The sequence below is a fragment of the Tepidibacter thalassicus DSM 15285 genome, from assembly GCF_900129915.1.
In the GTDB taxonomy this organism is placed as follows: Bacteria; Bacillota; Clostridia; order Peptostreptococcales; family Peptostreptococcaceae; genus Tepidibacter; species Tepidibacter thalassicus.
Genome location: NZ_FQXH01000009.1, coordinates 54,594 through 78,697 on the forward strand (window position 1 = coordinate 54,594; position 24,104 = coordinate 78,697).

The 24,104-nt window shown below is 28.6% G+C and carries 20 protein-coding genes; 15 read left to right on the forward strand and 5 right to left on the reverse strand.

The features are described 5' to 3' along the window. Nucleotides 1–10: 10 nt before the first annotated feature. From ilvC to BUA19_RS05320, 7 genes are all read left to right on the forward strand, one after another. Nucleotides 11–1,003 carry a ketol-acid reductoisomerase gene (gene ilvC, locus BUA19_RS05290; protein WP_072724426.1) on the forward strand — a complete coding sequence of 331 codons (993 nt, stop codon included), beginning with the start codon at nucleotides 11–13 and terminating at the stop codon, nucleotides 1,001–1,003. 10 nt (nucleotides 1,004–1,013) lie between these two features. Beyond that, entirely contained in the window at nucleotides 1,014–2,669 is a 1,656-nt protein-coding gene (gene ilvD / locus BUA19_RS05295; protein ID WP_072724429.1) for a dihydroxy-acid dehydratase, read from the forward strand. A 23-nt stretch (nucleotides 2,670–2,692) separates the two neighbouring features. Further along, nucleotides 2,693–4,345 (forward strand): biosynthetic-type acetolactate synthase large subunit, encoded by a 1,653-nt coding sequence (ilvB, locus tag BUA19_RS05300; RefSeq protein WP_072724507.1) that lies wholly within the window; start codon nucleotides 2,693–2,695, stop codon nucleotides 4,343–4,345. A 128-nt stretch (nucleotides 4,346–4,473) separates the two neighbouring features. Further along, entirely contained in the window at nucleotides 4,474–5,280 is an 807-nt protein-coding gene (locus BUA19_RS05305; RefSeq protein WP_072724432.1) for a hypothetical protein, read from the forward strand. A gap of 8 nt (nucleotides 5,281–5,288) precedes the next feature. Next, nucleotides 5,289–5,978, forward strand: a complete 690-nt coding sequence (locus BUA19_RS05310; protein ID WP_072724435.1) for a response regulator transcription factor — start codon at nucleotides 5,289–5,291, stop codon at nucleotides 5,976–5,978. Continuing rightward, nucleotides 5,971–7,353, forward strand: a complete 1,383-nt coding sequence (locus BUA19_RS05315; RefSeq protein WP_072724509.1) for a sensor histidine kinase — start codon at nucleotides 5,971–5,973, stop codon at nucleotides 7,351–7,353. Before BUA19_RS05310 ends, BUA19_RS05315 begins: the two co-directional genes overlap by 8 nt. A gap of 74 nt (nucleotides 7,354–7,427) precedes the next feature. Beyond that, nucleotides 7,428–8,120 (forward strand): hypothetical protein, encoded by a 693-nt coding sequence (locus tag BUA19_RS05320; RefSeq protein ID WP_072724437.1) that lies wholly within the window; start codon nucleotides 7,428–7,430, stop codon nucleotides 8,118–8,120. A gap of 21 nt (nucleotides 8,121–8,141) precedes the next feature. On the opposite strand, the gene BUA19_RS05325 is transcribed toward BUA19_RS05320, so the two are convergent. Continuing rightward, entirely contained in the window at nucleotides 8,142–9,236 is a 1,095-nt protein-coding gene (locus tag BUA19_RS05325; protein ID WP_072724440.1) for a GerAB/ArcD/ProY family transporter, read from the reverse strand. 133 nt (nucleotides 9,237–9,369) lie between these two features. Here BUA19_RS05325 and hpdB point away from each other — a divergent pair, with 133 nt between their 5' ends. From hpdB to hpdA, 4 genes are all read left to right on the forward strand, one after another. After that, nucleotides 9,370–12,093, forward strand: coding sequence for a 4-hydroxyphenylacetate decarboxylase large subunit (hpdB, locus tag BUA19_RS05330; RefSeq protein ID WP_072724441.1), 2,724 nt, complete (start codon nucleotides 9,370–9,372; stop codon nucleotides 12,091–12,093). Nucleotides 12,094–12,098: 5 nt separating this feature from the next. After that, nucleotides 12,099–12,359 carry a 4-hydroxyphenylacetate decarboxylase small subunit gene (hpdC, locus tag BUA19_RS05335; RefSeq protein WP_072724443.1) on the forward strand — a complete coding sequence of 87 codons (261 nt, stop codon included), beginning with the start codon at nucleotides 12,099–12,101 and terminating at the stop codon, nucleotides 12,357–12,359. A 76-nt stretch (nucleotides 12,360–12,435) separates the two neighbouring features. Further along, entirely contained in the window at nucleotides 12,436–13,713 is a 1,278-nt protein-coding gene (locus BUA19_RS05340; RefSeq protein WP_072724445.1) for an MFS transporter, read from the forward strand. 28 nt (nucleotides 13,714–13,741) lie between these two features. Then, the gene (gene hpdA, locus BUA19_RS05345; RefSeq protein ID WP_072724447.1) at nucleotides 13,742–14,683 is read left to right on the forward strand and encodes a 4-hydroxyphenylacetate decarboxylase activase; all 942 of its coding nucleotides are present in this window, start codon (nucleotides 13,742–13,744) and stop codon (nucleotides 14,681–14,683) included. Nucleotides 14,684–14,718: 35 nt separating this feature from the next. Here the strand turns inward: hpdA and BUA19_RS05350 are convergent, their stop codons facing one another. The 3 genes from BUA19_RS05350 to BUA19_RS05360 all read right to left on the reverse strand — a co-directional run bounded on the left by BUA19_RS05350 (nucleotide 14,719) and on the right by BUA19_RS05360 (nucleotide 15,859). After that, nucleotides 14,719–14,964 carry a Blp family class II bacteriocin gene (locus BUA19_RS05350; RefSeq protein ID WP_072724449.1) on the reverse strand — a complete coding sequence of 82 codons (246 nt, stop codon included), beginning with the start codon at nucleotides 14,962–14,964 and terminating at the stop codon, nucleotides 14,719–14,721. 91 nt (nucleotides 14,965–15,055) lie between these two features. Next, the gene (locus BUA19_RS05355) at nucleotides 15,056–15,310 is read right to left on the reverse strand and encodes a ComC/BlpC family leader-containing pheromone/bacteriocin (protein ID WP_072724451.1); all 255 of its coding nucleotides are present in this window, start codon (nucleotides 15,308–15,310) and stop codon (nucleotides 15,056–15,058) included. Between the two features lie 72 nt (nucleotides 15,311–15,382). After that, nucleotides 15,383–15,859 (reverse strand): DUF5085 family protein, encoded by a 477-nt coding sequence (locus BUA19_RS05360; protein WP_072724453.1) that lies wholly within the window; start codon nucleotides 15,857–15,859, stop codon nucleotides 15,383–15,385. 209 nt (nucleotides 15,860–16,068) lie between these two features. Between BUA19_RS05360 and BUA19_RS05365 the strand changes: the two genes are divergently transcribed. Both BUA19_RS05365 and BUA19_RS05370 read left to right on the forward strand, forming a co-directional pair. Next, nucleotides 16,069–18,291, forward strand: coding sequence for a peptidase domain-containing ABC transporter (locus BUA19_RS05365; protein ID WP_072724510.1), 2,223 nt, complete (start codon nucleotides 16,069–16,071; stop codon nucleotides 18,289–18,291). Next, nucleotides 18,291–19,754 (forward strand): HlyD family efflux transporter periplasmic adaptor subunit, encoded by a 1,464-nt coding sequence (locus BUA19_RS05370; RefSeq protein WP_072724455.1) that lies wholly within the window; start codon nucleotides 18,291–18,293, stop codon nucleotides 19,752–19,754. Before BUA19_RS05365 ends, BUA19_RS05370 begins: the two co-directional genes overlap by 1 nt. A gap of 58 nt (nucleotides 19,755–19,812) precedes the next feature. Here BUA19_RS05370 and BUA19_RS05375 read toward each other — a convergent pair whose 3' ends face one another. After that, nucleotides 19,813–20,673, reverse strand: a complete 861-nt coding sequence (locus tag BUA19_RS05375) for a formate/nitrite transporter family protein (RefSeq protein ID WP_072724456.1) — start codon at nucleotides 20,671–20,673, stop codon at nucleotides 19,813–19,815. A gap of 244 nt (nucleotides 20,674–20,917) precedes the next feature. On the opposite strand from BUA19_RS05375, the gene BUA19_RS05380 reads away from it, so the two are divergent. Continuing rightward, on the forward strand, nucleotides 20,918–21,718 hold the full coding sequence (locus tag BUA19_RS05380; RefSeq protein ID WP_072724458.1) for a formate/nitrite transporter family protein: 801 nt from the start codon (nucleotides 20,918–20,920) through the stop codon (nucleotides 21,716–21,718). 239 nt (nucleotides 21,719–21,957) lie between these two features. Continuing rightward, nucleotides 21,958–24,054 carry a methyl-accepting chemotaxis protein gene (locus BUA19_RS05385; RefSeq protein WP_072724459.1) on the forward strand — a complete coding sequence of 699 codons (2,097 nt, stop codon included), beginning with the start codon at nucleotides 21,958–21,960 and terminating at the stop codon, nucleotides 24,052–24,054. Nucleotides 24,055–24,104 lie beyond the last annotated feature (50 nt).

Genomic DNA, 24,104 nt, shown 5'->3' on the forward strand with positions numbered 1-24,104 from the left:
GGAATTGAAAATGGCAAAAATGTATTATGAAAAGGATGTAAATTTAGGTATATTAAAGGATAAAAAAGTAGCAATTTTAGGATATGGAAGTCAAGGTCATGCCCATGCACTTAATTTAAAAGATAGTGGGATAGATGTGGTAGTTGGACTATATGAAGGAAGTAAATCTTGGGATAAAGTAATAGAAGATGGTCTGAGTGTTATGAGTGTAGAAGATGCAGTAAGAGAGAGTGATGTTATTATGATGCTCATTCCTGATACTAAGCAAAAGAGAGTGTTTGATGAAAAAGTAAAACCTAATTTAAAAGAAGGAGATGTGCTTGCATTTGCTCATGGATTTAATATTCATTTTAATCAAATAATTCCACCTAAAAATATAGATGTTTTCATGGTTGCTCCAAAAGGACCTGGACACTTAGTGAGGAGAGTTTATAAAGAAGGTAAAGGAGTACCTGCGTTATTTGCAGTTTATCAGGATTATACATCAAAGGCAAAAGAATTATCTCTTGCATATGCAAGTGGAATTGGAGCTACGAGAGCAGGAGTGTTAGAAACAACTTTTAAAGAAGAAACAGAAACAGATTTATTTGGAGAACAAGCTGTGCTTTGTGGGGGAGTAACAGAGCTTATTAAAGCGGGATTTGATACTTTGGTAAAAGCAGGATATCAAAAAGAAGTTGCGTATTTTGAATGTCTTCATGAAATGAAATTGATTGTAGATTTGCTTTATGAAGGTGGATTTGAAAAAATGAGGGATAGTATAAGTGATACAGCAGAATATGGAGATTATATGGTTGGAAGAAGAATTATAAATGAAGATACTAGAAAAGAAATGGAAAATATTCTTGAAGAAATTCAAAATGGAAAATTTGCTAAGGACTGGATAATGGAAAATGAAATAAATAGACCTGTATTTAATTCTTTTAGAAATAATGAATTGAATCATCCAATTGTTGAAGTAGGTAAAAAATTAAGAAAAATGATGTCGTGGATAAATGATTAGGAGGATTAAAATGAATAGTGAACATGTTAAATTTGGAATAACAAAAGCACCACACAGATCATTATTAAAAGCAACAGGGCTTACAGATGAAGAAATAAATAGACCACTTGTTGGAGTTGTTAATTCTTTTAATGAAATAGTACCAGGACATGTAGAACTTAGACAAATAACAGATGCAGTAAAAAGGGGAGTATTAATGGAAGGGGGAACTCCTCTTGAATTTCCATCTATTGCAGTTTGTGATGGAATTGCTATGAATCATGAAGGTATGAAATATTCTTTAGTAAGTAGAGAAATTATAGCAGATAGCATAGAAATAATGGCAAAAGCTCATGGTCTTGATGCTTTAGTATTAATACCTAGTTGTGATAAAGTTGTTCCAGGAATGTTAATGGCAGCGGCAAGAATAAATATTCCGAGTATTATTGTGAGTGGAGGACCTATGCTTGCTGGAAGATTAAATGGAAAAAAAGTTGATTTAACAACTGTGTTTGAGGGTGTTGGAAAAGTATGTAGTAAAAGTATGACTGATGAAGAATTAAAACGTCTTGAAGAAAGTGCATGTCCTACTTGTGGTTCATGTTCAGGTATGTTTACAGCAAATTCAATGAATTGTATGACGGAAGCACTAGGTATGGCGCTTGAAGGTAATGCGACGATACCAGCTGTGTATTCAGAGAGAAAAAGGCTTGCTAAAAAAACAGGAATGCAAATTATGAAACTTTTAAAAGAGAATATACTTCCAAGGGATATTCTGACTAAAGAATCTTTTGAAAATGCATTAGCGGTAGATATGGCATTGGGGTGTTCGACAAATACAGTACTTCATTTGATTGCTATTGCTCATGAAGCAGGTATAGATATTGATCTTAATATGATAAATACAATAAGTGATACTACTCCTAATTTATGCAGATTAAGTCCAGCAGGAAATTATCATATAGAGGATCTTTATTATGCAGGTGGAATATTAGCTGTTATGAATGAACTTTCAAAGAAGGATTTAATAAATTTAGATGTTAATACTGTGAGTTTAAATAAAGTAAGAGAATTAATACGAGGAAAAGAAAAGTTAGATAATAAAGTAATTGCAGATATACATAATCCTTATAGCAGTGATGGAGGAATAAAAATTTTATTTGGAAGTTTAGCACCAGATGGAGCTGTTGTTAAAAAGTCTGCTGTAAGTGAAAAAATGATGAATACTATATCTACAGCTAGGGTATTTGATAGTGAAGAAACTGCAGTTGAAGCTATATTAAATGGAAGTATAAAAAGAGGTGATACCGTAGTTATAAGATATGAAGGTCCAAAAGGAGGACCTGGAATGAGAGAGATGTTAACTCCAACTTCAGCACTTGTAGGAATGGGACTTGATGAAAGTGTATCGTTAATTACTGATGGAAGATTTTCAGGTGGAACAAGAGGTGCTGCTATTGGTCATGTTTCTCCTGAAGCAGCAGAAGGTGGACCTATTGCATTAGTGAAAGATGGAGATTTTATAAAAATAGATATATTAAATGGTATATTGGAACTTATTGTAGAAGATGAAGAACTTGTTAAAAGAAAGAATGATTTAAAAGTTAAATATAATAAGTATACAGGATACCTAAAAAAATATTCTAAAATGGTAAGTTCTGCTTCAAAAGGAGCTATTTGTACTTAATATTTAATAGAAAGAGTGATAATATGAATGGCGCTAATTTATTATTGGAATGTTTAAAAAGACAAGGAGTAGATACTTTATTTGGATATCCAGGAGGGGCTGTTATTCCTTTATATGATGCACTTTATAATGATAGGCATTTTAAACACATAAGAACAGTTCATGAGCAAGGAGCGGTTCATGGTGCAGATGGATATGCAAGAAGCACTGGAAAAGTTGGTGTGTGTATAGTGACTTCGGGTCCAGGAGCTACAAATGCTGTAACGGGAATTGCTACAGCTTATATGGATTCTGTACCTTTGGTTGTTATTACGGGGCAGGTTCCAACATCACTTTTAGGTAAAGATTCTTTTCAAGAAATAGATATTACAGGTGTTACTATGTCTATTACAAAGCACAATTATTTAGTGAGAGATGTAAATGATATTCCAATTATTATTAAAGAAGCTTTTGAAGTGGCTAAAACAGGAAGACCCGGACCTGTACTTGTAGATATTCCAAAGGATATATTTTTATCTGAATATTCATATGGAAAAAAATGCACGGATAATATTTGTAATATTCATAAAAATATAAGTGTTGAAAATAATCTGGATGAAATAGTAGATATTATAAATAAATCTAAAAGACCGGTTATTTATGCTGGTGGGGGAGTAAAAATTGCAAATGCATGTAGTGAATTGTTAAGTTTAGCTAAAAAAGGAGATATTCCAGTTGTAAATACTTTAATGGGGCTTGGAACTATAAAAAGAGATGATGAATTATCTTTGGGGTTAGTTGGAATGCATGGATTTAGAGAAAATAATTTAGCTGTTATGAATAGTGATTTAATTATTGCTGTGGGGACGAGATTTAGCGATAGAGTTATAGGGAACTCAAATGGATTTGCTCCGAATGCAAAAATTATTCATATAGATATAGATGTAACAGAAATAAATAAAAATAAAGAGTCATATTATTATGTAGTTGGAAATTTGAAAGAAATATTAAAAGTTATTACATATAAAATGGATGATAAAGATAATGAAAACTGGAAAGAAGAAATAAAGCAATTTAAATTAAAGAGTAAAATAATAGATGAAAATTTATTTCATCCTAAGAATATATTAAATAGATTTAATGAAAAGTTAAATGATGATGCATTTGTTGTTACAGATGTAGGTCAGCATCAAATTTGGACTGCTCAATATTGGAATTTTAAAGGAGCTAGATCTTTTATAACTTCAGGTGGACTTGGTACTATGGGTTTTGGGTTAGGAGCGGCAATAGGAGCTAAAGTTGCTAATACGGATAAAAGTGTTTTATTAGTTACAGGTGATGGGAGTTTTAGGATGAACTGTAATGAGTTGTTAACTGTAGCAAAGTATAAAATTCCTATAACAATATTGCTTTTAAATAATCAGACATTGGGAATGGTAAGGCAGTGGCAAAGGTTGTTTTGTAATGAAAGATATTCACAGACGGATTTGGATTATGAAATTGATTATTCAGATTTAGCGAAAGTTTATGGGATAAAGGGATATACTGTAAATTCAATGAATGAACTTGATGATTTATTGATTAAATGTGAGTTGGGAAAAGAGCCTTTGTTTATAGAGTGTAAAATAAATAAAGATGAAGGGGTTTATCCAATTGTGCCACCTGGGAAAAGTATAGACAATTTGATTGAATATTAGAAAATGGTAAAGTCCTATATTATTTTTACATTTAATATGTAAAAATAATAGTAGGGCTTTTTTGTTTCCAAATTGTAACTTTATATTATTGTGTATTTATTATAATAAAATCAAAAAGGGTGAAAATAGTGTTAAAAAAATTAAATGTTTTTATAACTACAATTATTATGATTTTCATATTATCAAGTTGTTCAGCTATTAAATCTCCTGTAAATATTATAAAAAAGCCTAGGGTTTTAGAAAATGTAAGTGAGATACAGAGCATAGAATCTAGGTTTTTATCGGATAAAGATAGACTTACATTAGCTATAAGTCAAAAAAATGAAAAATCAATTAGAAGAGTTGATTTAGATGGAGATGGGAACGATGAAATACTTTTATTATATAGAAGTAATGAAGGTGTTTATGATGAAATAAATTCATATGGAATTGTTATATTAAAGAAAAAGAAAGGCGAATGGTATGAAATTAATAGAATAGAGGAGCATAGCCATGGCATAGATTTAGTACAATATAAGGATATAACAGGAGACAATATTCCAGAGATATTTATAGGATATACATTTAAAGATACTTTAAGTAAAAGTATGAGTGTATATTCTTATCATGGAGGATATTTTAGGATTATTTACGATACTGACTATGAAGATTTTGCTTTAGATGATTTAAATTATGACAAAAAAAATGAATTAATATTTTTAGATAGATTATCTGATGATTCTACAGTCATAAGGGTTTTAAATTATGTTGATGAAAATGTAAATTTAATTGATGAATATACGATAAATAATGACAGTTATTATAGCACAATGAAGGTTGGAAATGTATCAAAAAATAAAAAAGGAATATTTGTTGATTTTTATATGGGGATAAATTCTTTATATACAGATTTATTTATTTTGGATAATAATAAATTGATAAATATTAGCGAGTAGGTGATTTGGTGAAATACAAAATTTTAGTTTTAGAAGATGAAAAATCTATAAGAACATTTATAAAAATTAAATTAAAAGCTTTGGGTTATGAAATTGTAGAATTTGAAAATGGCGATGAAGCATTAAAAAAAGTAGATAAAACTATTGATATAGCGTTACTTGATGTTATGTTACCAGATATAGATGGATTTGAGGTTTGTAAAATGCTTAGAAAGGAATATCCTGATATTGGAATAATAATGATTACGGCGAAAGGACAAGAAAATGATAAGGTAAAGGGGTTTAAGTGTGGAGCTGATGATTATATTGTAAAGCCATTTAGTCCAAAAGAACTTGGTGCGAGAATAGAAGCTTTAATTAGGAGAATTGACAGGAATAAAGAAATTAAAAATATTATTGAGCATAAGCCGTTCAAAATTGATATAAATAAAAAATCTTTAGTTAAAAATAATGAAATTATACCTCTTACACCAACCGAATATGCAATTATGGAGTTTTTTATGACTAATCCCAATAAAGTTATGAGTAGAGATGAGATATTAGATAAAGTTTGGGGTGAGAGTTATTTTGGAGAAATAAAAACTGTAGATGTAAATATTAGAAGGATTAGACAAAAGATAGAGGAAGATTCTTCTAATCCTAAATACTTAAAGACGATTAGGGGGTATGGATATATATGGAGTGTTGAAAATGAATAGTATAAAATTTCGCATATATAAACAAAATGGAATAATTATTGTAGGTATTGTTTTGATTCTAGAAATTATATTTTTATTGACTGTAAGAATTTATTATTTTGAAAGTGTTAAACAAGAGTTAATAAATAAAGCACAAATATCAAGTTCGTTTTATAACAAAATATTGATAAGTGAAAAAATAGATAAAAAAGCTAGATATATATTAGAAGATAACTCAAATGATAAAGTTTTTTATATGCAAATATTTGATTTGGATAAAAGAATGATTATAGATTCATATGGATTAAATTTAAGTGAGGTTGTAGAAGCGGAAGATATTAAAGAAGCGTTAAATGGAAATACAAAAATAATAAAACAAAAAAATAAAGTAACGAATGAAGAGATTATGGCTATATCTGTACCTCTTTATTATTTAAATGATATTTCGGGAGTTTTAAGATATGTAATTTCTGTGGAAGATATAGATAAAAATTTTTTTTATATATGTGTTATTTCAATATTAATAGGAATTTTGGTGATAGTTATAACATTTTTATTTAGTTCATTTTTAGTTAGAGATATAATAGGGCCTATTGAGGAACTAACTGATATTGCTAAAATAATAGCTAGTGGAGATTTTTCTAAAAAAGCTGTCAAAAGAAATGATGATGAAATAGGTAGATTGGCAGATACCTTTAATTATATGTTAGATGAAATACAGAAGAGTAATTTAATAAAAAATGAATTTATATCTTCTATATCACATGAAATTAGAACTCCTCTTACATCAATACAAGGATGGAGTGAAGTTATGATTACAGGTGATGCAGATGAAGAAGAAATTGATGAAGGTTTAAAAATAATATATGAAGAATCTAAAAGATTAACTGGTTTAGTAGATGAACTTCTTGATTTTTCAAAGCTTGAATTAGATAAAATTAATTTGAATTTAGAATATATAGATATAAATAAACTTGTATTAGAAATTTATAATTATTTTAAAAAAAGGTTTGAAAAAGAAAAAATTAAAGTATATTTAAGTATAAATAAAGGAAAATGCTTAATAAAAGGAGATATTAATAGGTTAAAACAAGTATTTATAAATATTATAGATAATTCTATAAAATTTTCACAAGAAAATGGAGTAATATCAATAAAAAGTGATTGCAGATGTGGATTTGTTTTAGTAGAAATAAAAGATAATGGAATAGGAATACCTAAAAAAGATTTAGACAAGGTAACAGATAAATTTTATAAGGGTGAACCTAAAAAATCGGGAAGTGGAATTGGATTAGCAATTTGCAAAAAAATAGTGAATTTACATAAAGGAGAATTTATTATTGAGAGTGTTGAGGGAAAAGGTACGAAAGTGGTTGTTAAATTACCTGTATTGTAACCTGTTTGTAACTACTAAAATTAATCTTTATATTAAAATGTAATTAACAAAAGATTGTCGAGGAGGGTAATACTATGGCTAAAAGGGTAATTTATTTTTTATTAATATTGTCTGTTGCAGTTTTTAGTATTGGTTGTAATAAGACAAATACTGAATCTAATAATTCTTCAAGTGAAAAGTTGTATAGTGATGAGCTTTTGAAATACTTTCCATCAGTAGAAGGAACTGTACTTAATTATTGTGGTGTATTAGAATATGAACAGACATTAACATTAAATAATGTTATAGACAATGATAAGGAAATAAAGTTGAATTTTAAAGGAGAAATATTAGATCAATCTGAAGGAGAAGGACTTCCTAAAAAAGATAGGATTTTGGAAACAGAATACATTATAGGTAAAAATTCTGTTAAAGAAGTGCAAAAAAACTTAAATAGAAGATATTCTCAATCTGTAATTAGGGAGCAAGTTGTTTTAAAATTGCCTATTGAAAAAGGGAATACATGGAATCAAAAAGTTGTTGTAGATGGAAAAGAGTATACAGCACAAACGAAGATTACAGATGTGTTTAAAGATGATAAAAATAAAAGTATAGTAAAAACTGAAACTGTAATTAAAGGAATAGAAAATTATCCTGAAAATACTTATAGAGAAATTAAAATATTTAAAGAAGGTAAAGGGCTTGTAGAATTTAAAAATACAATTCTTTTAGGAGAAGACAAAAATCCTTTTGAATTTGGATATATGCTATTTGAATTAAATAAGTGATGTGAGAAGCAATTGTGCTTCTCATATTTTATTTTTTATTAAATTTTTATATCTAATTTTAATAGCAATAAATACTATAATAGGTAATATTACTTGAAATGGAAATGCGTAATACTGCCATACTCCTAAAATCCATTCAAAATAATCTTTTATACCATCGTGTAAAAAACAAGATAAATCAATCATAAGTAGAGAAATGGGTATTACTATAAATCTGTAATCATTAATATTAAATATTTTAGTAAACCCTTTGCATGAGGCGAGTAAGAATATACTTCCTTTAATAAAAGCTCCAAATGAGAATACAGTTGCTATTATTATTTCAAGTCTTTGGAATATATTACCTATACTTATTCTTGCAGCGCTTTCATATGAAGGATAATATGTATTTACAGCTTCATTAACTCCCAATACTAGTATATTAGATATAGAAATTAAAAATATAATTATTCCTCCTATTAATGAACTTTTGATGTAAATATTATAAGGAGATTTTGAGTTTTTTAAATTTGAAAAAGTGGCTGTGAATACTACTGTTTGAGTGAATGGAAAAGCAAATACAGAGTAAATTCCTTCTATAATTGCTTTTGTTCCAGTATTTAAAATAGGGTACAAATTGTCTATATTTATTTCTTTGATTAACAATAATCTTGAAATCAATATAAAGCTAATTAGTATAATTGAAAAAATTTCTGACCACCTTCCAATTATTTCAATACCTTTTTTTGTTATATAAGAAGATAGCATTAGAATAATTATCATTAAAATAATTTTAGGAGTTTCGGGTAAAGCAACTGTATTTACAAAATTAGTGAAATTCATATAAACTAATACTCCTGTATGAAATAAAAACCAAGTATATATTATTAGTATTACTTTTCCGATTACTTTTCCGAAACAAAGCTCGATAATATCAAATATATTTTTTTGAGGAAAACTGGAGAGAATATAAGAGCATATAAGTGCAATTGGAATATAAGCAATTGTTGCTAAAATAATAGCCAGCCATAAATCTTGTTTAGCATCAAGTCCTCTTGCCATTATAGAAGCAGTTCCTATTATAAACATAATCATAATAGAAACTCCTTGCTTATCAGATATTGTTTCTTTATTCATTTAATTTATCCTCCGGCATTTGTAACTAATAGTATTTTAACCTTATTAATGTAAATTAATTCTATAATATTTTAAAAATTAAAATCATATAAATGTAGAGAAGAAGGTCATTCAAAGAAGGGGGAAAATTAATATGGATGAATGCAAAAGAAAGAAGCTAGCTGATATTTTAGCTTCGAAAGGATTATCTATAAATTATCAGTCTGGAGGACATGCACCGGATGAGATGGTAGATAGAGAGGTCAAAAAAGAACCTACTCCTAGGGCTAAGAAGTTAAGAGATATTTTTTATAATACATTATCAACTGCAAATATGGAGTTTCCTTATTGGTACAACAGAAAATGGAAAGAATTAGATGGTGAAGTTACTATAGTTAGAAGGGCTAAGGCGTTAAAAGAAGCATTTTCACACTTAACACCGAATATTATTCCAGGTGAAAAATTAGTTATGCAAAAGACGTATAATTATAGAGGCTCATTTCCTATGCCATGGCTTTCTGAGAGTTTTTTTGTAGCTAAAGAAAGTGAGCTTTATAAAGCGGCGCTTGAATCAGGTAGTGCGAGTGCAGGAGAGTTGAGTGAATTTGGGCAAGGGGGAGGAAATGTTACAAAAAGTTTTGGAAATGTAGTATCTATTGCTGGTAAGTTTGGAATGAGAAAAGAGGAAATTCCAGTATTACTTAAAGTAGCAAATGAATGGATAGGAAAATCAGTAGAAGATGTAGGGCATAAATATGAAAAAATGGTTCCGGATTATAAAACAAAAGAAAATATAATGAAGAGTTTAGTTTGTATGTTTGATTCGGGATTTACTTTGCCACAGGGAAGAGAGGTAATAAATTACTATTATCCTCTGCAATATGGATTTGATAAGCTTATTGAGATGGCAAAAGAGTGCAAAGCTGAAGTTGCAGGTAATGCTGGTAGTGACGGTATTATAGGAATGGATAGGTTGTATTTTTATGAAGCAGTAATTCATTCAATAGAAGGTATTCAAAATTGGATATTAAATTATGCAAAACATGCAAGAAGACTTGAAAAATTAGCTGAAAGTGATGTGGATAAAAAAGAATACAACGATATTGCTAATTGTCTTGAGTGGATTGCACATAATAAGCCGAGAACATTTAGAGAAGCTCTACAACTTTCATATACATTGCATATTGCGGTGCTTAATGAAGATGCAATATCAGGAATGTCTATAGGAAGACTTGGTCAAGTATTGTATCCTTGGTATGAACAGGATATAGAATCTGGAAGAATAAGCAAAGAAGAAGTGCTTGAACTTTTAGAACTTTATAGAATAAAAATAACATGTATAGATTGTTTTGCATCTACCGGAGTAGTTGGTGGAGTTTTATCGGGAAATACATTTAATAATTTAAGTCTTGGAGGATTAACTAGAGATGGACAATCTGCTACAAATGATTTGGAGATGTTAATAGTTGAAGCGGGAATTACATGTCAAACTCCTCAACCTACACTATCAGTTCTTTATGATGAAAAATTACCTGAAAAATTTTTATTAAAATGTGCGGAATGTGATAAAACAGGATCTGGATATCCTGCTTGGATGAACAATAGGATAGGAATTGAATTTATAATTGACCAGTATGGGCCAGAAGGAATGACAATAGAAGAAGCAAGATCTTTTGCGATAGGTGGATGTCTTGAAACTTCTCCTTGTTGTTGGAAAGAACTCACATTAAATGGAAAGAAATACGAAATCCCTGGTGGAGCAGGTCAACCGACAAGTGTAGGAGTTCATTTTATTGCAAATCCTAAAGTATTAGAGCTTGTGCTTACAAATGGAAAAGATTATAGAACTGGAATTCAAGTATTTGAACCACATAATAAAAAACTTGAAACTTATGAAGAATTATTTGAAACATTTAAAGAATACTATGAAAAAGCAGTAGATGTACTTGCTAAGACTAATAATATACAGCATGATATATGGCGTAAACAAAACATGTCAGTAATAAATTCATTTTTAAAACCAGATTGTTTGGATAAAGGGCAGCATATTGGAAATATGGGATATAGATATAATGCTACATTTAATGTAGAAAGTTGTGGAACTATTACTATGGTTAATTCATTAGCTGCTATTAAAAAGATAGTTTATGATGATAAAAAATACAGTATAGATCAAATAAAAGATGCTATAATTAATAACTTTGGATTTAAAAATGCACTTGAAACTAGAAATTTCTCATTATTAGATCAAGAAAAATCAGATACAAGTGGAAAGTATGATGATATATATGGTAAATGTTTGACAGCTCCAAAATATGGCAACGACAATCCTTATGTAGATAATATTTTAAAAGAATATGAGAATTGGTTTTGTAATATGGCTAGAAAATCAAAATCATTATATGCAAAACCTATGTATGCTTGTCAAATATCTGTTTCTACTCATGGAGCACAAGGGGCTGCAACACTTGCGACACCAGATGGAAGATTAGCAGGAACAACTTATGCAGATGGTTCTATGTCAGCTTATCCAGGAACAGATAAAAATGGACCATATGCTTTGTTTGAATCAGCAACTGTTTGGGATCATTCACGTTCTCAAAATTCTCAAATGAATATGAAAATACATCCAAGTGCATTAAGAGGAGAACATGGAACTAAACATTTATTAGAGTTAACTCGTGCTTATATGAGAAAAGGAGGATTTCACATTCAATACAATATTGTAGATTCTAAAGTATTGAGAGATGCACAGAAAAATCCTGATAATTATAGAGATCTTATGGTGAGAGTTGCAGGGTTTACACAATATTGGTGTGAAATTGGCAAACCTATTCAAGATGAAGTTATTGCAAGAACAGAATATGAAGGGGTGTGATTAATATGTCAAAATTAAAACACAATGATTGCTTGAATTTTTCGCCTATTGATGCAGCAAAGGGAATTTGTAGGATAACAGGCTTGATGATTAACATAGATACAGAAGTATGTTCGCAATTTGATTTAGCACCTAAATGTAGGAATTGTGAATATTTTAAAAAACCTGATAAAGATGAAATTGGAATATGCATAGGATTAGAAAAAGAAGATTGGACTTTTGGAGATTTAAGTGCTTTAACCTGTAAGGGACATAAGTTTAAGTAATTTTTAATCCTAAAATTTAAAAGGCGCAATTAAATTGCGCCTTTTATTTAAATACAATTGAAAGGATTGATATTTAATGTTTGAAAATGAAAAAAGAGCAAAATATTTAGGTTACATGGTTGTGCTTGCATCATGGTTAGCTGTATTTTGTTTATTTGGGTATAGAGCTACTTTTTCAGTTTTACAAGGACCAATGGCAAAAGATTTAGGATGGAGTGCTTCTAAGTTAACTCTTGGTTATTCGCTTATGATGAGTGTTTATGCAGTAACTGCGTTTTTTAGTGGAATGATGATAGATAAATGGGGTACAAAACCAGCTTATTTTTTAGGAGCAATTAGTGGGGCTTTAGGATTTTTAATAACAAGTTTTGCTAAAACTTATATGTCATATTTACTACCATATGCTATATTTGCGGGTATAGGAACAGGAATGTTGTGGGTATCTTCAACAGTATCAGTGAGAAAATGGTATGTTGGTAAAGCGTACGCTACTATGTGGGGAATAGCATTTATGGGAGCACCTGTTGCACAAGTTGTGTTAAGTCTTGGTGCAAAGCAAGTACTTGTAACGATGGATTGGAGATTTGCAATGAGAATTTTATCGTTAGTTGTGTTTACAGCATTGATAATTGCTACTATTGTTGCAAAGAAAAATCCAGCAAATTATGGATTTGAGCCTTTTGGACTTGATACATTAAAATCCAAACAATCAAATGTAAATGATAGAGAGTGGAGTATTAAACAGGCTTTTTCTACTTTTCCTATTTGGGGAGCAATTATTGCATTTTTAACAAGTATGGTTGCTGAATTTTTAGTTTGGACTCAAATTGTGAAATACTGGACAACAGATTGCAATTTATCATTATCTACTGCAACAAATTTGTATGTGGTAATAGGTATAGCTGGAATATTTACAATGCCTTTTATGGGGGTTGTAGCTGATAAATTAGTAGGAAGAATAAAAAATGAAACTAAGGCTAGAAAATTTATGATTATTTTTGCACCTGTAACAGGCGTTATAGCATGCTTAGTTTTGATGATAGGAAAAGGAGCAGCATTTTTGAGTATGGTATCATGTATTATATTTGCTGTATATTGGGCTATTGAGCCTGGGGGAGTTGCAGGATATGCTGCATCTGTTTATGGAAATAAAACTTTTGGTAAGATTTGGGGACTATCGACTCTTATAGTTATGGGAATAGGACCTGCGTTTGGAAGTTTTATGGGAGCATATTTATATGATATGTCTGGAAGTTATTTTAATTCATTAAAGTTTGCAACAGTCTCATTTTTAGTATCAGCTATTGTTGCATTATTACTTCCGTTATCGATTGATAAAAGTAAAGAAGCATGAGATAAATAAGTATAAATGGGGGATTTTTATGGATAATGAAATAAAAGGAATTATATTTGATATACAGAGTTTTTCAGTACATGATGGACCAGGATGTAGAACTACTATTTTTATGAATGGATGTCCTTTAAGATGTGAATGGTGTGCAAATCCAGAAAGCTGGGTATTAAAAAAACATATTATGTTTAGTCAGACAAATTGTAGGTTTGAAAAAGGATGTAAATTATGTGAAGATGTATGTGAATATGGGGGGCTTAATTTAAAAAATAATGAATTAGAATTAAATTGGGATATATGTAAAAGTTGTGAAACATTTGAATGTAGTAGTGTTTGTTACTATAATGCATTGAAAGTTTGTGGAAAAGAATATAAAGTTTCAGATCTTATAAAAATACTAAATAGAGATAGTCATTCTTGGAGTAGAGAAGGTGGAGTTACATTTAGTGGGGGAGAGCCATTTTTTCAAAGTGAATTTTTAATAAATACTTTAAAAGAATGTAAAAAAAATTATTTTCATACTGCTATTGAAACTACTGCTTATGTAAATAATGTTACTTTTTTAGAAGTATTTAAATATATAGATTTTGCATTTATTGATTTAAAGCATATGGATAGAGAAAAGCATAAGCAAAAAACGGGAGTTTATAATGATTTAATACTCAATAATATTGAGTTGTTAGCAAATTCTAATTGGAATGGAAGGTTAGTTCTTAGAATGCCAGTAATAAGGGATTTCAATGATACTTATGAAAATATAATGAATATTATATGGTTTATGAAAGAAAATAATTTAGTTGAAATAAATATACTTCCATTTCACAGATTAGGGGAATCGAAGTGGAGACAATTGGGAAAAGAATACAAATATAAAAATGAAGGGCCTACATCTTCAAAGAAATTATATGAAATACAAAACTTATTTTTAGAAAACAATATAGCTTGTTATATAGGGCATGATACCTTGTTTTAAAAAATACATCCTAGATTAATCTAGGATGTATTTTTTTAAGAAGGATGTATTGTGTATTTAAGAGCACCGCCTATAGCTCCGATTACAGCACCGCCGATTACACCGGGAACTTCTCCTATTAAAGGAATAGTCATGGTTCCAACTGCTGAACCTGCTATAGCACCACTTACAGCTCCTCCTACTACTGCATCAAAGAAAGCATACCAGTTCCATTCTCCGCCATTAATAAGCATTAATTCGTTATATGTAAGTTCATTAAAAGTATTAATATTTAGAGTCATGATAAAACCTCCTGTCATAAAAAAACATGCCAGCCATTATTGGCTGGCAGTTTGTTAATTTAATAAATTAAAATGATTTCGAGTTATAGGTTTACCACCAACCGCAAACTAGATAATCGATAGCACCGTGGATTCCACCTACTAATGCACCGACAATTGGAGCTGGTACTTCACCTATGTAAGGTACTTTAGTAGTTGCGTTTGGATCGGCATCATGATAGCCTTTTTCCATTCCTTTGAATACTGATCCAAAGAATGCTCCCCAGCTCCATTCACCTCCATTAACAAGCATTAACTCATCATTAGTAAGTTCATTAAAAGAGTTAATGTTTAGAGTCATTTCCATAATAAAACCTCCTTTTTTAGTATAATAATCTATGTTGTATCAAAATTAAATTTGACAACATATTCAAATTTATTATAGAATACAAGGATTTACAGGCAAATAAACATCAATAATCATATCGTTAATTTCCAAAGGACTGTTTGCTTCTTTAACGTTTATATTGTATAAAGGTGCTAATGGTTGTAAATTATTATCTTTTACATATTTATTAATTTGAGCATATGTATTTTGAAGCGTAGCAGGATTTCCAGTATGTCTAGCATAAACTGAATTAGCCAAATAAAGAACTTTTTTAAATTTGTATTCCTTTGGAAGATTAACTTCTCTATCTAAAGGTATTAAAAATTCCATATCTAAAATTTGTTCTCCATTAATTACTTCAACACCATAAGTGGCATTTATTAATGGTCCATCTTTTCTTATTCCATTTTCTTTAAGAAATTGTTGGATTTTTACAATTTCTTCGTTTACTTGTTTTTGAGACATTTTTTTTCTTAAAGATAACAGGTTTTCTATTTTGAAATTTTTACCTGTTTCTATTTTTATCATGTATAAAACCTCCTTTGATGCTGGGGAAATGATTACCGTATATTAATTATAGCGGTATTTTTTTACAAATATAAATAGGACTAATTAACCAAAAATAACAATAGTTGTTAAAATGTGTTGGTTTTTATCGAAAATAGATATAAAATTTTAATGAATTTATGGTTTACAATTGACTATAATTATGGAAAATAAGGAGGATAGAGTATTTGATGGTTAATATGTTTAAAAAATATGTATGTATAAAACAGCATGATATAAAGGATTGTGGTGCAGCTTGTTTAGCTACAATATCAAAACAATATGGTCTAAAAATACCTATATCTAAAATTAGAGAAATTGCGGGTACTGATAAAAGGGGAACAAGTGCTTATGGAATTATTAAGGCTGCTGAAAGTTTAGGATTTACAGCTAAAGGAGTAAGAGTTAATAATAAAGAAGACATATTTAAAGATTTTCCACTTCCTGCTATTGCTCATGTAGTTGTCGATGGAGGACTTTTACATTATATGGTTATTCATAAAATAAGTAAAAAAGAGATATTAATAGCTGATCCTGCAAAGGGAATAGTTAAGTATGATCCTGAAGATTTTTATAAAATATGGACAGGTATACTTATTCTCATGGTTCCATCGGAAAAATTCAAAAAAGGGGATGAAACTAAGGGGTTATTTTCTAGGTTTATATATTTATTAAAGCCACAAAAAAAGTTAATGATGAATATATTTTTTGCATCTGTAGTATTGACTTTATTAGGAATATTAGGATCTTTTTATTTTAAAATTATTATAGATGATGTACTTCCTTATAGTCTTAATAAAACTTTACATGTATTTTCTATTGGAATTATAGTGTTGACTATTTTTAAAGTTTTATTAAATGCTTTTAGAACCCAACTTCTTTTGTATTTAAGTCAAAAAATAGATATATCTTTAATGCTCGGGTATTATAATCATGTTGTTGAACTTCCGATGAATTTTTTTGATACCAGAGAAGTGGGGGAAATTATATCTAGATTTAATGATGCAACAAAAATAAGAGAAGCGATTTCGGGAGCTACTTTAACTATAATGATTGATACTGTAATGGTTATTGCAGGAGGATTAATATTATATAATCAAAATAGTACTTTATTTGCAATGACATTGGTGCCACTTATTTTATATGGAATAATTGTATTTATATTTAATAAGCCTTTGGAAAATGTAAATAGAGAGAGTATGGAAAGAAGTGCTAAACTTACATCTTATTTAATGGAATCGTTGAATGGAATTGAAACAGTAAAAGCATTTAATGCGGAAAAGAAAGTAAATTTAGAAACTGAAAAAAGATTTATAAAATTTCTCAAAAGTATTTTTAAAAATGGCTGGATTAATAATATTCAAGGCTCTATAAAGGGGGGAATAAAAGCTATATTTGCAGTTGTATTATTATGGGTAGGTTCTTGTAAAGTTATGCAAGGGGAACTATCTGTAGGTCAGCTTATAGCATTTAATTCGCTTCTTGCTTATTTTTTAGATCCTATTGAACATTTGATTAATTTACAACCTCAGCTCCAAACTGCTATGGTAGCAGCAGATAGGCTTGGAGAAATTTTAGATTTAGAGCTTGAGAAAAATAAAGATGAGGATAAAAAAATAAAGCCAACTTCATTAAAAGGAGATATTCAATTTAAAAATGTATATTTTAGATATGGAACAAGACAGTTAGTACTTGAAGATTTTAATCTCAATATAGGATCTAAACAAAAAATAGCATTAGTTGGAGAAAGTGGTTCAGGTAAATCAACAATAGTTAAATTGTTGATGAATTTTTATCAGTGCGAAAAAGGAGAAATTTTAATTAATGATTATAATATAAATGACATAAGTAAGGAAAGCTTGAGAGATAAAATTGCATATATATCTCAGGATATATTTTTATTTAAAGGAACGATAAAAGATAATATTTGTTTTGGAAATGATGATTTAGAATTTGAACAAATAATAGAAGCGTGTAAAAAAGCTAAAATTCATGAATTTATAAATAATCAACCGTTAAGATATAATACTATGATTGAAGAAGGTGGTTCTAATCTTTCGGGTGGACAAAAGCAAAGGATAGCTATTGCAAGAGCAATACTTAGAAAACCAGATATACTTATAATGGATGAAGCTACTAGTAGTCTTGATTCTATTACAGAAAAAGCAATAGAAAGAACAATGTATGAATTTAGTAAAGATATAACGACTATTATAATTGCTCATAGGTTAAGTACTATTATGAGATGTGACAAAATTTATGTTTTAGATGATGGAAAAATTATAGAAGCTGGTTCACATGAAGAACTAATGAATAAAAAGGGAAGATATTTTGAATTATGGAAAGATCAGATTCCTAGCGATTATATAAGCAAAGAAGCCGCTATAACTGTTGAGGATGGGGGTGATATTTGATGAAGGGTGTAATTCAAAATATCAATGATATAACGGATAGTAGAGAAATGTTGGAGGCAAAACCTCATCCATTTACTATTATATTTATGTATATTTTAATAGCTTTATTGGGGGCTGCATTGATTTGGTCTTATTTTGGAGAAATAGATATAGTTGTTAAAGCGAAAGGTATAGTTAGACCAAATGATAAAATAAGTACAATAAAAAATGTTGTTTCTGGAAAAATAAAAACTATTAATATGAAAGAATCTAGTTTTGTGAAAAAAGGGGATATATTATACAGTTTAAATACAGAGGCTATTGATTTAAAATTAGAACAAACTGAAGAGTTATATAGAAAAAGTAAGATTGAGTATAATAATTTGTGCAAATTTAGAGAAAGTATATTTAAAAAGAAAAATTTATTTGATTTGAATAATGAATTAGAAAGGGACTATTATTATAAGTATGAAAAATATAAAATGGATGTAGAAGAAGAAGCTCACAATAAAGAATTAATAAATAAAAAAGTAGTTGAGTTAAAAAGTAAAATAGACAATGAAGAACTTTTATTAAAATCAATTAATGATAATGTTAATTATTTTGATAAAAAAGATAATAATGAGTATTATTATATGTATGAAGGATATAGAATAAAAAAAGATGAATTAGAAAAAAAAGTAAATTTTACAGAAAATAATTATAAAAGATATAAAGAATTATTTGAAAGTGGAAGTATATCTAAAAAAGAGTTTGAAGACATAGAGAATTATTATGAAGAAGCTAAAATGAGCTTAGAAAAGTTTAAAAATGAAAATATATCTAAATTATCAAATGATATATTACAAAATAAGCTTTTGTTAAGTCAAACAATTATAGAAAAAAACAAATTATTTAGAAGTGCAAAAGTTAAAGAGCAAGGAAATTTTACTTATTTAGAAACAGATACTATTGTGTCTTTAGATGAGCTTATCAAAAAAAAGGAAGTGGAAATACAAGATATAAATTTAAAGTTAAATGAACTCAAGGAAAATAAAAAACAATGTATAATAAAGGCCCCTATAGATGGTATTTTAAAAATACAAAAGGAATTAAATGTAGGAGATAATGTAATTGGTGGAGAAGATATAGCTACAATTATTCCTAAAAAACAAAATGAATTTAAGGTGAAGATATATGTTGAAAATAAAGATATATCAAATATAAAAGTTGGAGATACAGTAAAATATCATTTTAAAGCACTTCCATTTAAGGAGTATGGAGAATTGAAAGGAAAAATATCTAATATAGCATCAGATGCTAGTTTTGATGAAAATTCAGGATTGAGTTATTTTGTAGAAGGATCTTTAGAGAATAAGCCTGTATATGGATATAAGGGTGATGTTAAAAAAGTTAAAGTTGGTATGACTGCTGATGTTTATATTGTAACTAAAAGAAAGAAAATACTTCATTATATATTGGAAAAATTGGATTTGAGAAGTTAAAACGATTTAATGGTAAAAAAGCAACTTTCAGTTTGTTTACAAACTGAAAGTTGCTTTTTTAAGCAACATTTTTTTGTGCGTTGTTTTGTTTTCTGACATATAAGAACCAGTATATTGCTCCTACAAATAATGCTCCGCCAACTATATTTCCAAGTGTTACAGGAACTAAGTTGTTGATTATAAAAGTTTTCCAATTTAAAGCATTTAAAGCTTGTGAATTAAGGTGAGAAGCTTCAGCATAATGAGGATTTGATTTAGCTAGTATTCCAGATGATATATAGTACATATTTGCAACGCTATGTTCAAATCCTGAAGTTATAAATAGCCATATTGGGAAGAATATAGCTAGTATTTTTCCTGCAAAGTCTTTAGCTCCGTAGGCTAGCCATACAGCAAGACATACAAGCCAGTTACACATAACTCCCAAGAAAAATGCAGATGTAAATGAAAGAGATACTTTATATGATGCTATTTTTATAGTAGCTCCTGCAAGCATATTATTTCCCATGTGTAATTGACCTGATTTTACTATCATATATGCTACAAGTACTGATCCTACAAAGTTTCCAGTATAAACAAAAAACCAGTTTTTAAGCATATCACTTAATTTGACTTTTTTTTCAAGTACAGACATTATTATGAGAGTGTTGCCTGTAAAAAGATCTGCTCCGGCTAATAAAACAAGCATAAGTCCAGTTCCAAATAATGCTCCTGCCATGGCTTTTCCAAGACCGTAAGTTTCAGGTTTTGCCCATAATCCATAAGCTGAAACATTAGAACCTTCAGCTGCAAAAGCGATGAAAGCTCCTGCTAAAATACCTAGTATGAATTGTTTGATATAAGGACGATTGATTTTTTTAATACCTGTTTTGATTGTCGATAATGCAATTTCATCAGGTGTTAAGTAGTTCTTATTCATGATAAAAATATAACTCCTTTCTTATTATGTTAAAATTTTAATAAGCAATTACAATTATACCATTATGTATACAAAAAACAACATATTATTGATTTTTTTGTTTAAAAAAATAAAAAAATGTAAAATATTGAATTGAAAAATATTTTAACAATATTGATAAAATTCAAACAAAATAATTGTAAATATATAGAAAAGGCGATAAAATATAAATGAGAGATGTATAAAAATAAAAGGGGGAGAGTTTGTGGAAAAGAGATATTTATTACCACGAGAAGTAGCTGAAGCTACTGTAAATTCAGGTGTAGTTAAGGCTAATCTTTCGATAAGTAGACTTATTCTTTTGGGGATTTTTGCAGGTATATTTATAAGTTTTGGTGCGTATGGAGATATTGTTGTTATGCAAAGTTTGAAAAATATAGATATTGGGATTATGAAGTTTATGGGAGCATTTGTATTTCCAGTAGGACTTATGCTTGTTGTAATAGCAGGGGCTGAACTTTTTACAGGAAATAATCTTATGACACTTGCTTTAATGGATGGAAAAATAACATTAAGAGGACTTTTGAAAAATTGGGTGTTTGTATATATTGGGAATTTTATAGGTTCAATATTAATAGTTATAGTTATCTTTAAAGCAGGGCTTTTAAAAGATAGAGCAGCGGATTTGTCTATTGCTATAGCAAAAGGAAAATTAGGGTTAACATTTGAAGTGGCTTTTTTGAGAGCTGTACTTTGCAATATAATAGTTGTGCTTGCAGTATGGATGGCAACAGCAGCTCAAGATATAGTTTCAAAAATATTTGCTTGTTGGTTTCCTATAATGTTATTTGTATTGTCTGGTTATGAACATAGTATTGCAAACATGTTTTTTATACCAATGGGAAAATTATTAGGTTTATCAGTAACTTGGGGAGAAATATTTATCAAAAATCTAATTCCTGTAACTATTGGAAATATAGTTGGAGGAGGTTTAATAGTGCCTTTGGTATATTATATATGTTATATAAAACCATTTAAAGAAAAAGAAAAAGTTAATATAAGTTGATATATAGAAAAAATGCACAATAAATTTTCGATGTTTATTTAGGAAATTTTATTGTGCATTTAGATTTTATACTTAGAAAACGGTTGTTGGAATATGTTGAAAAAATGATAAATTCTGATAAAATATGAGATGTGGATATGTTAAATTAACCAGTAGTACAAAAAGTTGCAGAAATGGACAAAACAAATTTACAAAAATTTATTGGGAGGATTGTTTTATGAAATTGGGAGGATTGTTTTATGAAAAAGGTAGGGTATAAAATAACTACTGCAATAATAGGTTGTTGTTTATTGGTATCTTTGTTATTGGGTGGTATAAGTACATATCAATCTAGTAAGTACATAAAAAAAGAAGCAGAAGATAAACTAGTGTATATGTCACAAAGTTATGCAAATAAATTTGGGGATTCTTTTGAAACAATACAGGACTTAATAAATGTTTTTTGCAATAATGTAGTTTCAACTATTGATTTAGAAAAATTAAAAGAAAATCCTGATAGTTATATGAAAGAGTATAAAGAATATATAAATTTGGTGCTTTCTAAATTTGGAGAAAATTCAAATCTTATTCAAGGTGTATATTTTACAATGAATCCTAAATTGACTGGAAAAGGATACAATTTATATTATACAGATGGAGAAAGAGATGGTAAATTTACTCTTGAAGAAAATTATAATTTTGCAGAAGATGAATACGAAGACATGATGTATCCTTATTTAGAGGCTATAGAAAGCAAAAAAGGAGAGTGGAGTGAACTTTACATAGATTATATATTTAAACTTCCTATGGTTTCTTACACTAAAGCAATATATAAAGATGGAGTGTTAATTGGTGGAGTAGGTATAGATATAATATGTGATGAATTAGAAAAAGAAATAAAAAAGATAAATGTATACAATAGTGGGTATGCTGCTTTGCTTGATAGTAATTATGATATATTAATTCATCCTACTATAAAGCAAAAAAAAGATCATGAAGAAAAAGTTAATTTAAAAAATATAGAAAATGGTAAGTTAATGGATTTAGTAGAAAGTATGGAAAAAAATAAATTTGGATTTAAAGAATATAAATTAAATGGAATTAGCAAGGTAATGGGGTATGCGCGCTTGTCAAATGATTGGATACTTTGTTTAGCGGTACCTAAAGATGAGGTTTTTGCCAGTGTCGAAGAATTAAAAATTATACTCGGTATTATAATAATTTTAGGAATTATATTTACTGTATTTATAGGATTGTATATGGGAAGATTAATATCAAATCCTATACAAAAATTAACAGAAGTTATAGATAAAACTGCTAAATTTGATTTGAAAGATGATAAAAGTTATGATTATTTGTTTAAATACAAAGATGAAATAGGGGAAACAGTTAGGTCAGTGGATAAATTAAGAAAGAATTTAAGGGAGTTTGTAAGTGATCTTATAACTACTTCGCAAAAAATAGAAAAAAATGCAAATGGAGTAGAATTGTCTACAAATGATTTAAATATTAATGCTAGTGAGACTTCAAATAAAACAGAGGAAATTTCAGTTGGTATGCAACAAACTGCTGCTTTATCAGAAGATATAGATGCAGCTACTATGAATATTGAAAAGGAAGTAAATTTAATATCATCTAAAATACAAGAAGGAGAGAAAATATCAATTGAAGTAAATAAAAGAGCACATAATTTAAAAGAAAATGCAATTTCTTCAGCTGAAAAAGCAAATAATATATATAATGATGTGAAAAAAGAATTGGATGTTGCTATAGAAAAAACAAAAGATGTGGAGAAAATAAATTTGCTTTCAGAAAATATATTACAAATAGCTCAAAAAACTAATTTACTAGCACTTAATGCTGCGATAGAAGCTGCAAGGGCAGGAGAAAATGGAAAAGGATTTGCAGTGGTTGCTGATGAAATAAGAAAACTTGCAGAACAGTCTTCGAGTATTATTACAGATATTCAAAGTGTAGTTGAGATTGTAAATTCTTCAGTAGTAAATTTAGTAAATAGTTCACAGAAGATACTTAAATTTGTAGAAGATGATGTTAACAGTGATTATAAAATGTTAATTGAAGTATCGGAAAAGTATACACAAGATGCAAATTATTTTAATGATATTATGATGGATTTTAATAATACAACAGCTAAATTAAAGGAATCTATTGAAAATATAGCTATATCTATTAGTGAAGTTTCAAAGACGATGAATGAAGGAGCGGTTGGTGTAGAAGATATATTTAATAAAACATCTGATATAGTTTTAAAATTGTCAGAAATCAATAATGCTACTGCAAATAATTTAGAAAGTGTAAATAAATTAAGGGATATTATTTCTAAATTTAAAATGTAAAGACGTTGAAAATTGTATACAATGTGATATAATTATAGTGTAGATTAAAT